Raw genomic sequence first — 14,965 nt, forward strand, 5'->3', positions numbered from 1 at the left:
CTTCCCATAACAAGCATATGATGAGTTCCGTCCGAGAAGACGGACTCAAACTGGTCCTTAATTGGGCCGGTAGGAGTGCCATAGACAATGGGCGCTTCACGCTTGATGATATCGCCTTTGAGGTAGGTGTCAATGTTCTTGGTGCCTTCGGTAAACGAATCGACGCCGACCTTGGAGCTGTCCGGCCCGTATTTGCTTACGGTGCTGCCCCACGCCTGCTGAGGAAGTTTAATTTTCGCACGTTTCATAGAAAAGGGCTCCTAACTCCACGGGTTACTATCTTTTCCAACCGTCAACCAATCGTTCAGCTTCACGGTTTCGCCAAGGGTCTTCTCACGTCTAAACTCGACCGTATCAAACAAGAACTGAAACTCCAAGCAGGTCTTGATGGCCTGGCCCAAGAGCGTATCATCAGGGGTTACTGATTCAGTGAACGTTCGCTGGTTTTGGGTTGATGCGCCGTCGCCTAGGTTGACAGCCTGATCCAGCTCCATCCGTATCTCCTTGATGACTACGTCGCTGATGCCAAAGGACTCGGCAAGGTCTAAGATCAGGAGAATTGACTTTGCAACGGTGTCCGCAGCGGTGACTGATTCAGCAAAGATGGACAGCGACGGCATCTTCCGCAACACTTCCGAGATGGTGCTCGTCTCGGATAGGAGAAGCTCTACGAATAGCCCGCCACCAGTGTTGTATTGCGCTGAGTTATAGAAGGCGGTGTTATACATCTTATGCCTGCTTTGCTTCGAGGTCCGCCACCCGTTTGGTGAGGTCTTGCACCAGCTTGAGAAGCCCAACAACCACACGTTCGTATTGCACACCATCGGCCACCTTCGTGCCGTCTTCGAGGGTCTTGTAATTGACCAAGACTGGATCGAGCAGGTCGAGCTCTTCGGCGATGAACCCGTAGTGCCGTTCTTCTTTATTGTCACCTTCGCACAACGAGGCGTAGGTCACAGGTGTTAAGTCGAGCAGCTTGGCTGCTTCGTCTTGGGCTACTTCGGCAATCGCCGTTTTGTAGCGTAACGACGACGTGGAGCGCATGATGTTGCCTGAGCTGTCCACGTAGACGTTGGCTGCGCTGGCAGTTGTTTGCTGGTAAACACCGATTGCTTGAACGTAGCTGGTTGCCCCGAAGATCGTAAAACGTGTTGTGAACGACCCGGCTTTACGTGACTTGATTACGAAGTCAACACTTTGAGACCCTGACCCAACGGCAGACTGGTTGGCTTCGATGTAGAGGTTGTCGTAATGGCTCCCATCAGACGACTTGCCAACGAAGATCAGCCCAGTCCCTAAACCGGCAGCCGCAGTGCCAGTAGTGCTGCCGATGAGGGCGAGCGGATACTGCGTGATGTTTGTGTTGGCGTCAGCCTCAAGGATTTCACAGCGATAGTTGGCTGGTGTTCGATTAATGCCGACTTTTCCGTCTGACTTGATTCTAAGGCGCTCCGTCCCGTTGGTGGAAACCGCCCACGTATCGGCGGCGGGTGCCCAGATGCCGGTGTTGGTGTCGCCAGCAAGAACCAGACGCGGCACGCCCGCTGACCCAGTACCCTTCACGTCCATCTGACCGCTAGCCCTATCAAACCTTAGTAGGTTTACGTTGCCGGGGACTCCCGACCCGGCGCCTAAAACAAGTGCGCTATCATCCGTCACGTCGATGCCGAGCACGTAATTAGTGGTAGACGAGCCGGACGGGAGATCCGACGAGAGCGTTAGATAGGCGTCGCCGCCCCCGCCGGAACCGCTAGAACTTGCAGAGTTAACCATTATACGGGCCACACGACCGGCAGCAGAGTTGCCGGATATGGCAGAGAGATCAACGGAGCCTATCGACGTAGTATCTTTTATGATTAACGACCCGGCTATCGCAGTCAGATCGGCTAGGCCTTCCACCGTAGTTCCCGTCGATGGGTAAACGGCGACGTGGCCAGCTACACTGGAGTTTACCGTCCCACTACCACCACCACCAGAAGCCGTAGATCGCTTAAGGTTCCCTGAGCTGTCCACGTAGACGTTGGCTGCCGAGGCGTCAGTGTTGGAGTAAACGCCGGGAGCAGTTACCAGTCCTGAGCTACCTATGCGCAGTCTCTCAGTAATACCTCCACCTGTCGACTGTGTGCCTAACGTGAGGGCCCCCGCGTCATTCGCTCCATCACGGAATACAGTGACACTTGCTAAAGAGTCGCCGGCGTAGCCGAAGGAAAGTGATCCGACCTGGTCGGTTCCGGAGAATGTGCCGGTGCGGTATAGGCGTAGAGTTGGTGATGTGTCATTTGTAACGATTTCAAGTTCCGTGGCAGGACTGGCTGTCCCGATACCGACACGGTGGTTAACACTGTCAACAAACAGATCAGTTGCGTTCACCGACACGCTCCCCGTAAATGATGGTGACGCAATAGGTGCTTTAGTGTCGGCATAGGTCTTCACAGCCGACTGGCTTGGGTAAAGCGTAGCGCTATTGGCCACAAGGGTTCCGTCAGTTGACTTATTGGCTACGTTCTCGGGAGTGAAACCTAGGGCGGCTTGCTTCTCGGTGTCAAGCTCGTCAATCGCAGCCTGCACGTCAGTGGCCGCAATCGTTCCCGCAGGCGTGTTGGAGATGGCCGAGGCCGGGTGGCTACCCGCAGCGGTGCGGCCAGACAAACTCCCGTGATCCGTTGCCACATATGAGCCAGAAGGGAGATTGGATACGGAGCGCAGGTCTTGAACGTCAACGACGCGCACTTTCATCGTCGAGCCATAAGCGTTGCTGGTTTGGACGATAACGCGATAGAGGAGCTTCATTTCGGCATAGGGGAGCGTCCCAAACGCCAAGCTCTCGTAAAGGTTGTTGTTTTGGGCGTTGGCCAGAGAGGTGTCCTGGCGTTGGCCCTGGATGGAGATAATAGGGAAGTTCTTCCCATCGGTCGCAAAGATCCAGTAGGCACAGAAGTCACCATTGGAGACCTCGGCTTGGGACCAAGTTCCGGCGGTGTCCAGGTTGTAAGCAATGCGGCCCGTGCCTGTGGTCAGGTAAGGGTAGTCGGTGGCAGTTGCGCGTTTCCACAAACCACCTACGCCTGCACGAGAGAAGACGGGGATTTGGGCTGGCTCGGTCTGCGCGGCAATCGTGATTCGAAGGTCTTCATCCGAGATATGTCCAGCAGAGAACGCAAAGCGCACGTCAGCGTTGACGGCAGAGTTAAGAACGTATCCGCTAGCGGCGAGTCCGTCAACAAAGCGAGTCCCCACGGTGGAGTGGAGATACTGGTGGGTAGCCCAGTCCATAGCCGAACCATGGCGCTCGTCGGCTAAGTCGAGGGATACGCTATCCGTGGCGTTCCAGTAAAGCAAGGAGACAGGGGCGGTGAGGGCTAAGTCCCAAGCCGTTTGGCTGGCCGTCAGGACTCCTGAGGCATCATAGTAGAAGAACCAGACGCCCTCGGTATCGGCAAACACCACAGACTCGGATGTTTTGGTATATTTCTTACCGGCCACGTAAACGTCAAAGCTGGCGCCGGTAGGAGCAATCGTGAACGTGCGTGTACCGTCAACCACAGAGATCGTGGTCGTCGAGGCGTCGGGGAAACCGGTGGGCTCTTTGGTCGCAGCCATCTCAGCGGCGAGTTGGGTTTCAATGGCAATGATTTCGTCTTTGGGGGCGTTGTGGTGGGCCGCAACGGCGTAGTGGTTGACAGCGGTCCCATTCAGGTGGGAGGCGGCAACCGTCCCGTCAGCACCGCGCACGACTCCGTTGGGCACGTTGCCGGTCCAGCTCGTGTAGGAGATGGCCTCAGTCCCAATCGTCAAAAACCCTACTGCGGGAAACGCCGAAGCGTCCACCACAGTAAGGGATGTCGTCACTGCGTCGATTGCGCCGACCAGTGTCGTGGATAGGTTGTTCTTGGCAATGTAGAGGTTCGAGTCAGACGCAACGCCTGTGGGCCAGATAGCCATTTGTGGTTTCTCCTAAAACTACGAAAGAGTGGCCCGCCGATTTGAGCGTTCCCCAGCGGGAAGAGGCTTGGCGGGCACTATAGAATCCTTACTTGTTTACTACGCGAATCATGCGAAAGTAATAGCCCAAGTGATCTGCAAACTGTCCAACGCGCCTTTGTTCACAACCGCAAAGGTTTGGTGAGACATCAGCGTTCCAGCAACAGCTTGGGAAAGAACACCAGACTCAGTAATGGCTCCGGTTCCTTCCCCCGCATTAAACACGACCTGTGACTGCCACACGTTGAGGGACGAGGTGATGGTCGCAGCTTTGCGGATCAGCTCAGTCTCCAGAATCGTATCAGAAGCAGCAACAGCCGTGGTGCCAGTCCCGATCCCGATATAGTTCATCCAGGGAGCAGCCTGGGAAGCAGCCGCGAGCCACGTCGCCAGGAAGGTCTTCCCAGCGGTCGTGATGACGTTCTTGATGTCGCGTTCGTCTTTAATCTGCCCGTCCGGCCCTTTCAAGACAATGTGGAACCTTCCAGAAATACCAGCTTGATCGGTGCATTTCATGTCTATCTCCTGTTAGGCCCACTGGCCGTTCTGCGTAAACCGCGAAGAGGTTCGCAGGTCGATCTGATTGGCTCGGTCGCCAGCTTGCAGCTTCACAAACCGTAGTCCGTCGCGCACATACTGCATATACCGTGCTTCTTCCCTTTGCGCAAGTTCAAACTCTTTCTCTTTGGTCCACGCTTTCCACAACACCCACGCTCGAATTGCTCCGGCAAGGCTGTCGTCAATGGCGATTGAGGCGGCAACATCAGTCACGTTGGCGGCTTTGGCTTTGTAGTAGATTCGGATGCTGTGGCCGTCTTCCTTCGGTGTGGGAACCAACATCATGTTTCGGCCCCAGATGAAGTATTTGCCCGGGTCGCCCCAATCCTCGACTCGCGTGGTCAAGAAGTCGGGAGTTTGCTGCCCCGTCTTCTCTAAGCTGCTTGCTTCCAGTCGCCGCCACCCCTTCACATCGGGGGTAACGGCTGGCGTGTCGAGGTTGTAGAACGCAGCTTTCGTGGCCAACCAGTCATCCGGCAAGACGTAGGAATTACGCCCAGCCTCGGTGTCCATCGTGGCCTCACTCTCCAGGATTCGCGTTCGATTCACGTAATCCTGTTGGGCCTTGTTGATTTGGTTCAGAAGCTCTGCGTCGGTCCAAAATCCTGGGATGGGCTCCAGGAGTTCGAACCGGCAGTCAGAAATGATTTCAGATGCTTGCATTGGATGCTCCTTTAATCTTCTTCGGGAGCAGTTGGATCAGACAGGTTAGGTCCGATGGCCGATGCCTCAATAACGTAGGCGGGTGCCCCGGTCGTATACTTCAACGCAACGGCATGGGGGATGCTAATTCCCGCGCTGTCGAGCAGAAGTTCTTGACCAGCAGCAAGGGCCACAGCCGGATTAACGCCGTCGTAGGAGATCACGAGGATGTTTTCACCAGACGGATCAGTGTTCTTAATGCGCAGGCGGCTTGGAATAAACCCGAACTGGTAGACGAAGTAGTTTTCTTTGATTGTGCGTTCGGCCTCAGTCATCAGAAATGACGTGCCACTAGGAGCCGCAGCGCCGGACGTGGCGGCTTCGTTAACGGTAATTTGCGCCGTGCTACCCGTCCCGCTAATCGTGCATTCCCACCCATCGAGCCCACCAGAGAGTGACGCACCACTAAGGGTAAGGGCTGCACCACCAGTCGTTGCTAATGTGATAGCGTTGCCAGCAACCCCAATGTTCGCCGCTTCCACGGTGACGATGTTGTCCGTGCGGGTGGCGTTGACCTCGGTCAAGGCATGAATCGCGTCTTTCAGGTTTTCAGCCGTCACTTCGTTGCTGGTTTCAGCTGTGAAGTCCACTCCAGCAACCAGGGCATGGCCCGCAACGGTCACGGATTTGCCAGCGATGGCTTCGGCCCCACCCGTAAGGGTCGCACCGGACACAGCCAGGGTGCCAGCACCTGCGCGAGCAAGGGTAATAGCATTTCCGGCAACACCTGCCACAGCAGCAGTAATCGCCACCACCGTGCCATTCTCGGAAGAGTTTACTCCGGTAACCGCCTCAACCAAGGCTTCTAGCTCGCCAATCGTGGAAAATTCTCCAGCTCCTGGCGCAGCAGCCACGTAGGTGAAGGTAGTGCCGTTTACAGTAACTGTGTCGTCGGCAACGGGCACACCATAAGTGACGCTGCCAGTCGCCGCAACGGCAGCCACAGGCGCGAGCGCCGCGTAGCTAACCACAGTAGCAGTGCCAGCCGCCTTCGTGCCGTTGGCAGCAGTCGAAGCGTCAAAGGCCGCTTTAATCTGCGTGGCCGTCGAGACACCATTCTCAATCTGCACAGAGACGCTCTGCCCAGAAACCGTCACAACCTCGGTGCCAGCCGTAGCACCAGTCGTATAATTAATTGTGGAGTCGTTGTCACTGGTCCCCGTAGTGTCAGAGGCAAAGGTAAGGTCTTGGACTTCAACGGAAGGAGCAACAGCAGCCGCGCCGCCAGAAAGGGCAGTCAAGCTGGCGCAGTGAACTACAAGCATGGGAATGTGACCGTCAGACTTCGCCGTAACCAGAAGATTTGCTTCCACGTCAGCGTTAATCGCCGCCGCTACTTCGTTAGCCGTTGACACACCGTCAATAAACGAAACCGTAATATCATTTCCAGACACAGCAACGTCAACAGCAACGTCATCCACGTACTGAATACGAACAGAGTTCCCAGCCGTTCCGCTCGCAATCGCCGTAAACAAAATAGGGCCAAACGACGCGGAAGCAGTGGCAACTGCCGCTCCACCAGCCAAAGGTGCTTCGACCACAGAAAGCTGGACATTCGAGGCAGAACCGGTAACCGTTACAGCTACCCACGAGTTCGCCTGTGGGTGAGCCTCGACCGCAGCTTTAATTTCTGCAGCTGTAGTAAGCGCCGGATCCATGTGCACTTCAATAACGTGCTCCCCTTCATCATGAGTTTCAATAGACGCACCCGCGCCCACCCGGTCGCTGACGTAGGTGATTTTGACGTTGAGCCCAAGGCTCTTTTCCGTGAATTCTAAATCCTGAATCATGACATTCGCATACGTGGTAGACATTTAATTCTCCTCTGTAGGGGTAATGGCTTTAGTTAGGCTTTTAACGGCGTTGTTGACCAGCTTAAACTGCGCCATGTTCCCCGGCATGGGCGCTTTCTGTAGAAATTCAACTGCTTTGATTACGTGCTCCTCAAACGACAGCCCAGCCACAACTGGAAGCGCGGGAAGGGCCTTAGGACTCGATTTGCTGGGCGTTTGCGGTATTGGGAGTGTCCCAGCCGCTGCCGCCTTGTTTATGGCCTCTAGTGCCTCCGATCCTGGATCTTCGACCGGCACTGCTTCAACTTCCCCCCGAGCTGCTTTCTGAGCTTCTTGATCGCAGGCTGGACACCAAGGTTCAGAACCACGATAGAAGATCGCCCCGTGTTTATTGCACATTGGCCCAGAGCTCAGAGCCCCTGGAATTGAAAAGTCAGGCATTAGAGATTTCCCCCTACACAATAGCGATTAATCAGGTCGCGCTTGGGTTTCCCTTGCTTTGCGGCCAGCCGAAACAGCGAAGTCTTTAAGTTCACGTTGAAGACATGCTCAGCCCGCTCTCGCGTGCAGTAGCCTTCTTTTATCAGGATTCGCAGAACCCGGCGCCAGCCAGACCGCTCCAGCATCCCGTTGTTTCTTATGACCGGATACTCGCCAACCCAGTTCTTGTCCACGCCACAAATGTGCTCGTATTCGCCGTTCTTAATGTAGAAGACACCTGCCGCTCGTGAATCATCATCGCCGCAGAATATGCGGAGCTTAGAGTTCAGTTTGCGGAGATTACGCTCGAATTCACCGGCTAACATGGCGTCACCTCGGCGTCCTTACCTTTGACTCGGCAAACCGTAGCATCCGTGAATCCGTAGTCGTCTTTGCCATCGTCGTGCCTTATAAACAGCACAACGTCACCGTCTGTCCCGTCGTTCGGCGTAAACGTGTAACCCTTCGGCAAACCAAACATTAAGTCCAGCAGTTCGGTGCTCGCCCTAATCCTATACATCGACATTGTGTTCCTCCCCCGAATCTTTAATGCCCTTAGCCTTGCCCCCAGAGGGGGAATCCAGAGGCAAGGTAAAGGCACTACTTTCCCAGCCGAAGCTGGGCTTCAATCAGACGGCAGACCCGCTGTAGATTTGGATCCCACGAGCAGCATCCAAAACTTTGGAGGCTTGAATGAAGGTCCAACCCACAGTGGAGAACCGGTTGAGCGGGTTCGACGTATCGTTCGCGCCCGGCTCTTTGCGGATCATTTCCACTCCGTGGCCAGCCAATTCGGTGATCCCGAAGGCGTTACGGCCAAAGATATACGTGTGGTAGGTGGTATCGGTCAGGCCGGTCCCAGTTCCCACGTTCTGCCCCATCACGAATCGGCAACCATAAACGGTCCCGATTTCGCCGCGAAGGATCTCGCTGTTGTCGGTGTATTTCTTGATGTCGGTGACGCTGCCAGCAGCAGTATCCGCTTGCAAGTCGAGCACCGCAGCGGGGTGAATCAAGCCACGATACAGGTTTTTGTCGAAGCCGGGGACGCCCGCCTTGCGGAGGGTGTAGACGGCTTTGCGGATTTCGGCGGGGGAGAGAACGGATGCATCAGCAACAGCCGCTTCGTTCACAGCTCCACCAGCGAACTGGTTCGTCAAGTTACCAGACAACGCAGTGCGAATCACAGAATCGTAAACAGCAGCGGCGTTGTCGCCGAGCTCTTTCGCGAACTCTTCCATGATGGGGTTGATTGATTTCCATTTCAATTCAGACGACACCTGCGCCCATTGCCCGTAGGACAGAGGCTCCACCGAGATTTGCGTGGTCGCCATTTGGGTCACGGCGGGGGTCGCGTTTTCCGTCAACAGATAAGAAGCAGCTGTCGGGGACGTGCCAACCGCAGTCAGTTTGTTGACCCGGCTGAATTTAGCCATCGTCCCGGCGTTCTTGGGAAGAGGTTTCTTTTGTCCGAGATCTTCAAACACCAGATTCGGCATAAGCCGCTCCAAGAACACTTTATCGTAGAAAATTCCTGGATCAGCATATGTGTTTCCAACAGCAGCTTGCGTTCCAATCGTATTAGCAGCCATGATAATTCTCCTGAGAGATTAAGGTAGTCAGGACTCTACCGCTTAATCCTATTCCACGTCCCAGCCGAGAGCCGACGCATTGGCTTTCATCTGAGCAGAGGTCATAGTTTTAATATCGGGAGTCACTTGACCTACAACTCTCCCGCCTCCCGCGACGCCTGTTCTGGCCTCTCTCGCGAGTTCTGTTTCAGCGGCCTTGCGACCGTTTGCTTCCGCAGCCTTAATCGCTTCTTGACTGTGTTGGAGCTTTGCTATCTGGTAGAGCTGCACAAGAAGATCAGCCTCAGACTTCGACTGGATGTCAGCTTCAGGAATAACACCAGAATCGAGCAGCTTCTGCATGTCGTCTTCGAGTTTCGCGAAGTCGGGATACTTAGCTGTGTCGGCGCGCATCGCGTTGACCGTGTTGGTCACGCGGAGGGCCGTTAATTCTTGGCGAACTTGCCCAATCTGCGACAAGTAGTTTTCTTCCCTCTGCTTCCAAGCAGTTTCGAGGTGGCTCTTGAGGAACTCTGGCCCTTTGGCCCTAAACTCCTCCATGAACTGATCAGGATCATACGGCTTTTCCGTCGCCTTGGTTATCAAGTCGGCCATCTCTTTAATCTTGGCCGTCTGCGCTTCCATTTGTTTCCGCATGTCAGCGTTTTGCTGTGAGACGCGCGTAGTCCAACTGCGAAGCTCTTGATAATTCTTATCCATCGGTGGAACGGGGCTTTGATCAGCCTGTCCGGCAACCGGATTACTCGTAGCTTTTGTGGCGGGAACAGCATTGGGGCTACTTTCAGTCGGTGTGTTCGGAACGACAGCCGCCGGTGCCGGGTTCGTTTGCTCCACAGAGGAAGCAGGTTGCGAATTGTCCACACTGGCGTTTACTTCGGGTGTTTCGTTTTCCATTGTGATGCTCCTTGTCCGCTTTAAGCGGGGGGTTGATCGACTATGGTGCGCTCGTCGCGTTTCAACGAGTCTAAATTGGCTAACTGCCTGGCGGCTTGCTCACCGCGCAGTAGCACTTCTTTTACTTCTGCAAAGAACAGTTCGTAACCTTGGGCACGTAAGCGAAACTTTTCGGCTTCTGCCGGGTTCAGCTCCATTGCCCATTTTCGGTAATCTTTTCCAGCGTCTGCTTCCAGGCGCTTCTTCATAAATTCCATGCCAGGGTGCGTCATTAGCGCTCTTACGGTGGCTGCTTCGCTCACCAGCCTGTTCAGACCCTTCTCTTGATCGTCTAAGTTCATTTTAGCGTTTCCCCCTAGATTCGCTAATTAGCTATTGCGGAACTTGCAGACCGCTCGCTCCGTTCTGGGCGACTTGGGCGCTAACCGCGTCCTGGCCTTGAACGGGCTGACCTTCGGTAGGCAGCGGCGCTGGTGCAACTTCGACCGGCGCGGGGAAGGGGGCATTGATACGCATCAGCTTCCACATTGTCTGTCCTACGGAGGCCCAATCGAACGGCAGGCCCTTAAAGGTATTGGTAAACGCGACCAACTGGTTAATCGTGGCCTCAGAGGTAATCGTCTCGGACACGCCAGTGATCTTGAAAGAAACCTGTGTGCGAATTTCTTCCGGTGTCAGGCGAATCGGCAACTCCACGTTTGCGTCAGCCAACAAGTCCCCATAAAACTCCATCAAGACTTCATCGGAGTCGAGGAACTGCGCATTAAGCTGATCGCACATCGTGAGGCATTTCCTGATAACTGATTCTTCCAAGAGCTTCGAACCCATGCCAAACTTCTCAAGGGCTTGCCCGATAATCATCTGAGCACCGCGAGCTGTCCGGCCAAGAGCGCCACTGGTGGGCGAACCTTGAATTGACTTTGGCACAGCGGTGTTGTCGATGTCGGCTTGGATCAGCGCGGACATTTCTTGCGGCGACTGCGGAATAGGGTCTTGCCCCACCGGAGTAACGCCTTCCATATCGCCGGTCAAGATAATACCGTTCGGCGTGGAGATTAAAGTTTCCAGATCGACATCCGCATTGACGTTCACTTTCCACATGCGGTTGATAATCAGGTTGTTCATGTCGATGTTCTGATTACGTATGGTGTTCAGCTCACGGATGAGCGGGATAACCGGTTCGATGAGCCCCATTCCATACCACTCATTGGGAACTGGGAAAAGAACGCCGCGCACGATAGGCCGTTTCTGATGTTCAAACGGGTTGCGGATTGCTTTAACCAAAACTGACTTGTTGGCGATGACGAGCTGGACTTCTTCGCGGATGCCGTCGCCATCGAGGTCTTCGCGGCCCCAGAAGGTCAGGAGCTCAACCATCTCGCCACGAGACGTAGGAGTGGGCGTTGCTGTCCCACGAGCTGCTTTGCGTTGGAGAACTACGTCTGAGTCTTTAACCGCCTGCGTGGTCTCAACGACCTTCGCACAGTTCGCATACATCGGGTAGCTGCCCTGGCAAAGTTCTTTGAACTCATCCAAGGCGATTAAGGAGCGCACGTAAACGCCAGCGCCGCTTTCCATGTCCTTTGCATCTGGGTCAGGATAGACCGCATCGATGTCCAAAACTTCTAAGCAGGGGCGCCGTTCGACAACTTTATAAACCAGCTGCTTTTCCCACGTAAGCGCGTTCTCTTTCGTGACCGTGCCCATGTAGCTTTGCTGCTGGCGGATCGGCGTCGCTTCGTGGACCCACTCACGCTTAACTTTCCAGTAGACATGGAAGTAAGACGTGCCATACATCAGGAGCTGCTTTAAGAAGATCAGGAACTGGGTAAAATAATCGGCGAGATCAAGCTGGTAGAGAAGAAGATCGCGCTTGGCGTCAAGGATACGCTGGTCCACCGGTTTGTTCTGGCTGCGCGAAACGACACCTAGCCAGTCGGGGGAACCGAACAAGACATTGACGATTTTGGGGAGGGCAGATTCGAGGATTTGGAAAACCACAGGCACAACAATCTTGGCCCGCGTCGCAACCCGTGAGGGGCTACCAGACGCAACGAAGAGCTGGTAAATTTCATACCAGACGTTTTGCATCGACTGCCGCCACGTAGCCCAGGAGTTGTAGCGGCTCATGTGCTTGCTGACAAGCTCGTCCTGTTGCTGCATCGTAGCTTCTCCCTCACCGACTTTATATTCGATGGGGGAGACTAGGGCCGGTTGTGCGGCAGCGGCGGGTGCTTGTTGGTCAGAAGGGTTGGAATAGGAATCCATTGGTTTATCCTCGCTAATATCCGGTTAAAAAGTCATGCGGCTTATAGTCGCTGCGTCGTGGCAGGTCGATCTTCAAGCGTCGCATTTGGTAGCCAGCGTGGTGCACCCGGTCAGGGTAGATCCCGTCAAGCTGGCGGGAGAACGCATACTTCAATGCGTCCATCGCGTGGTCATGCACTTTTACCGGGGCGTCCTGGGTTGGCTTGTCCGGATTGTCCAACTGGTAGTGGTAACTCTCAAGTTCGTCAATCGTATTGGGGCAGCAAGAGAAGATCTTTAGCCGACCTTCTTTGAAAAGGCTCTTAATGCGTTCGATACCTGCCTGGACATCGTTGTCAGCCGCCATAATGCCACGAGCGCCAAAGCCCTTGGAAAGCTCTGCCATTTCTTGTGCGCCACGTGGATCTCCCAGGGTGTATTTGTGATTGGCCAGCTTGATATACTCGGCCATCTCACGAAGCATCGGTTGCTTTTTGTAAAACTCGCGGTAAACGTAGAACGTCGAAGGTTTCGTTACTTTTCCCTTCTCGTCTTTCTCTTCGGGCGACATTGCCACGCTGAGAATCGCAGAGGCAGTCGAGTGGCCGAAGTCCATACCGCCAAACCGCTTCCACTCAGGCGGCAAGTGAAAGGCTTTCATTACGTCGCGTTCTTTTTCAAAATCTTTGTAGACCAAACCTTCCAAGCGTGTGAACGACCCTTCGTATCGGCGCTCAAACATCTCTTTCGACATCGTGCGCTTGGCCCGGTCGTATTCGCCCTGGGCAAAGGCCGGATTGTCTACCGATCTCCAGTTGAAAACCTCGATGTCTTTCTCTTTTCCCTCACCCTGCTGCTCAACGCCATTGATTTTGTTGGCCCGGTTGTAAACGTCTGACTGGAGCCAGTTGCAGGCGTAGGGCGTCGTGGTCATCAGCACCCGGCCAAGTTCGATAGCCACCCGCGCCTGGACGTTGATCCAAGCCTGGTGCTTCATCTGCCCAGCTTCATCGAGCCAGGCCCCGGCAATGGTCATACCTTCGATCAGGTCGGGATCTTCCAGTGACCTTACGAAGATTCGGTTGCCCCACTTGAGTTCAAATTCCTGTTTGCCTTCTTTGAAATCGCCCCAGCCCAGCTTGTTGAAGAACTCTTTGAATTTGGGGATGGTCGATTGCTGCAAAATCTTAACCGTGGGGGCGCCGATGAGCCAATCGCAGCGTTTCCCCGCGTCGTAGCTTTCTTTGATCTCACGTATAAGCCAAACGGCGCCTGAGGTCGTCTTCCCGCCTTGGACCCCGGTAACTGCCGCAATAAAACGCGCAGTTGACTTGAGCACCATGGCCTGGTAGGGGTGAGGAGTAAACGCTACAGAAGACGCCATAAATCTCTTATCCCCCTTGTCACAAATAATACGCAGTTTTTGTTACAAATTGGCGGACCTGACTGGGGTTGCACCAGCAGCAACGCGGTTTATCGGTCCGCGGCTCTCTCGTTGTTGAGCTACAGGCCCAAAGCAATTAGAAGCGATTCTAGCGATTTGTTTGCCGTTTGGCTATCTGAGGTGGCAGAAGACGCTTTCGGCCCGCAAATCGATCGGGAGAGGCCTTAGCGTTGAAGGTTGGCGGGGGCTGAGAAACTCTAGGCTGGCTCAAACCCACTATCTGGCGTTTCTTTTGGTTTTTCTGCGATTTCGGCCTTGGCTTCGGCTACCAAAACGCAGCCGGGCGTGGCAAGCGGGGTTTTACCCGGGCGCCAGGTGAGCCCTGCCCCGGCTTTCCCGGTCATTTCGGCCATGAGCGCCCGCGCATAGAGCACGAGGTGGTGGGGCCAGCCATCGTGGATCAGCCGGGCCTCCATGGCGTCGGGCGATTCCAAGCAAACCCTGAGGTGTTTTTCTAAAAACCACTCTAAAGCCACGATTTCAAAGGGGATTGTTATCACTTGGTGTGTCCTCCCGCGAAATGACTTGAGCTTCAACAGCTACCGGCTTAACCGGAGTGTCCGTTGCGAAGTTGATTTGGATGCCCAGGATGTCGCTACCGCTGTCTTGCAAACCAGAAAGGATGCGATTTTGCAGGTCGATCAGCCTTAGCTTATGCTGGATCGAGATTCCCTTGACGGGGGCCCCCTCCCCATCGACAACCGGCAATTCGTGGAGCTGCTGCATTTGCGTGATTAGGTCGGCCTTGGTCGTCCCCCTGGCCATAGCCATCAGGGTAATCTGCTTGTCTAACCTGCTTTTTAGGACGTAAGCGGCGTGGCCTGGGTCCCCTTCGTATCCGGCCTTGACGTAGGCGTCTTGCGGTTTCTTGCCTTCGATTAGCAGCGTTATAAACAATCTTTGCTTGGGTGTGAGTTCTTCAAGGGGGTCTGCGGCCTTAGCGGGCCTCTTGTCAAACGCCGTGGGCGTCTGGTCGATTGAGTTTTCGTTGTCCATCGGTCGAGGCCCCCTAGAAGAAATCACATCCGAAACAAGCACGTTGGCTACTGTTGTGCTTCTAACGTCACACGAAACGTCACAAACAGACGTTTCAAACCCCACCAAAACCGTTGACAGCCAGGCGCTTGGAGCCAACGGCGTATTGGGGCGAGATGTCAACCCCATTTGGCGCTATGCCCTATACCGGCCCCTACCCCCACCCCTTTCGCATTGCTAATCAGGCGTTTTCGTTACAGGTGGGTGCCCAATGGGCTGGCTTGCGAATTCGGTTGGCT

The 14,965-nt window shown here is 54.7% G+C and carries 16 protein-coding genes and 1 tRNA gene; 1 reads left to right on the top strand and 16 read right to left on the bottom strand.

The annotated features are described in order from the left end of the window. Nucleotides 1-260: 260 nt before the first annotated feature. Both IPL32_19435 and IPL32_19440 read right to left on the bottom strand, forming a co-directional pair. Nucleotides 261-620: a hypothetical protein gene (locus IPL32_19435; protein ID MBK8467993.1), complete on the bottom strand. Its 360-nt coding sequence runs from the start codon at nt 618-620 to the stop codon at nt 261-263. 109 nt (nt 621-729) lie between these two features. Then, nucleotides 730-3,237, bottom strand: a complete 2,508-nt coding sequence (locus tag IPL32_19440) for a tail fiber domain-containing protein (GenBank protein ID MBK8467994.1) — start codon at nt 3,235-3,237, stop codon at nt 730-732. Between the two features lie 280 nt (nt 3,238-3,517). Between IPL32_19440 and IPL32_19445 the strand changes: the two genes are divergently transcribed. Next, a complete protein-coding gene (locus tag IPL32_19445) occupies nt 3,518-3,673 on the top strand; it encodes a hypothetical protein (protein MBK8467995.1) in 156 nt (51 codons plus the stop codon). 377 nt (nt 3,674-4,050) lie between these two features. Here IPL32_19445 and IPL32_19450 read toward each other — a convergent pair whose 3' ends face one another. The 14 genes from IPL32_19450 to IPL32_19515 all read right to left on the bottom strand — a co-directional run bounded on the left by IPL32_19450 (nt 4,051) and on the right by IPL32_19515 (nt 14,687). Beyond that, a complete protein-coding gene (locus IPL32_19450) occupies nt 4,051-4,497 on the bottom strand; it encodes a hypothetical protein (GenBank protein ID MBK8467996.1) in 447 nt (148 codons plus the stop codon). A 12-nt stretch (nt 4,498-4,509) separates the two neighbouring features. Next, nucleotides 4,510-5,052, bottom strand: a complete 543-nt coding sequence (locus IPL32_19455) for a hypothetical protein (GenBank protein MBK8467997.1) — start codon at nt 5,050-5,052, stop codon at nt 4,510-4,512. Between the two features lie 161 nt (nt 5,053-5,213). Then, nucleotides 5,214-6,899, bottom strand: coding sequence for a hypothetical protein (locus tag IPL32_19460; GenBank protein ID MBK8467998.1), 1,686 nt, complete (start codon nt 6,897-6,899; stop codon nt 5,214-5,216). Nucleotides 6,900-7,055: 156 nt separating this feature from the next. Beyond that, nucleotides 7,056-7,331 carry a hypothetical protein gene (locus IPL32_19465; protein ID MBK8467999.1) on the bottom strand — a complete coding sequence of 92 codons (276 nt, stop codon included), beginning with the start codon at nt 7,329-7,331 and terminating at the stop codon, nt 7,056-7,058. A 143-nt stretch (nt 7,332-7,474) separates the two neighbouring features. After that, nucleotides 7,475-7,840: a hypothetical protein gene (locus IPL32_19470; GenBank protein MBK8468000.1), complete on the bottom strand. Its 366-nt coding sequence runs from the start codon at nt 7,838-7,840 to the stop codon at nt 7,475-7,477. Continuing rightward, nucleotides 7,834-8,034: a hypothetical protein gene (locus IPL32_19475; protein ID MBK8468001.1), complete on the bottom strand. Its 201-nt coding sequence runs from the start codon at nt 8,032-8,034 to the stop codon at nt 7,834-7,836. The genes IPL32_19470 and IPL32_19475 overlap by 7 nt, the downstream gene beginning before the upstream one ends. Nucleotides 8,035-8,143: 109 nt before the next feature. Then, entirely contained in the window at nt 8,144-9,106 is a 963-nt protein-coding gene (locus tag IPL32_19480; protein MBK8468002.1) for a N4-gp56 family major capsid protein, read from the bottom strand. Nucleotides 9,107-9,154: 48 nt separating this feature from the next. Next, nucleotides 9,155-10,000, bottom strand: coding sequence for a hypothetical protein (locus tag IPL32_19485; GenBank protein MBK8468003.1), 846 nt, complete (start codon nt 9,998-10,000; stop codon nt 9,155-9,157). A gap of 20 nt (nt 10,001-10,020) precedes the next feature. Then, on the bottom strand, nt 10,021-10,341 hold the full coding sequence (locus IPL32_19490; protein ID MBK8468004.1) for a hypothetical protein: 321 nt from the start codon (nt 10,339-10,341) through the stop codon (nt 10,021-10,023). Between the two features lie 31 nt (nt 10,342-10,372). After that, nucleotides 10,373-12,268, bottom strand: coding sequence for a hypothetical protein (locus tag IPL32_19495; protein MBK8468005.1), 1,896 nt, complete (start codon nt 12,266-12,268; stop codon nt 10,373-10,375). Between the two features lie 13 nt (nt 12,269-12,281). Further along, the gene (locus IPL32_19500; protein ID MBK8468006.1) at nt 12,282-13,631 is read right to left on the bottom strand and encodes a hypothetical protein; all 1,350 of its coding nucleotides are present in this window, start codon (nt 13,629-13,631) and stop codon (nt 12,282-12,284) included. 50 nt (nt 13,632-13,681) lie between these two features. Continuing rightward, nucleotides 13,682-13,760 (bottom strand) — tRNA-Ile (locus IPL32_19505). A 128-nt stretch (nt 13,761-13,888) separates the two neighbouring features. Continuing rightward, nucleotides 13,889-14,191 (bottom strand): hypothetical protein, encoded by a 303-nt coding sequence (locus IPL32_19510; GenBank protein ID MBK8468007.1) that lies wholly within the window; start codon nt 14,189-14,191, stop codon nt 13,889-13,891. Continuing rightward, nucleotides 14,172-14,687 (bottom strand): hypothetical protein, encoded by a 516-nt coding sequence (locus IPL32_19515; GenBank protein ID MBK8468008.1) that lies wholly within the window; start codon nt 14,685-14,687, stop codon nt 14,172-14,174. The genes IPL32_19510 and IPL32_19515 overlap by 20 nt, the downstream gene beginning before the upstream one ends. Nucleotides 14,688-14,965: the final 278 nt, after the last annotated feature.

The organism is Chloracidobacterium sp., from assembly GCA_016711345.1.
Lineage (GTDB): Bacteria > Acidobacteriota > Blastocatellia > Pyrinomonadales > Pyrinomonadaceae > OLB17.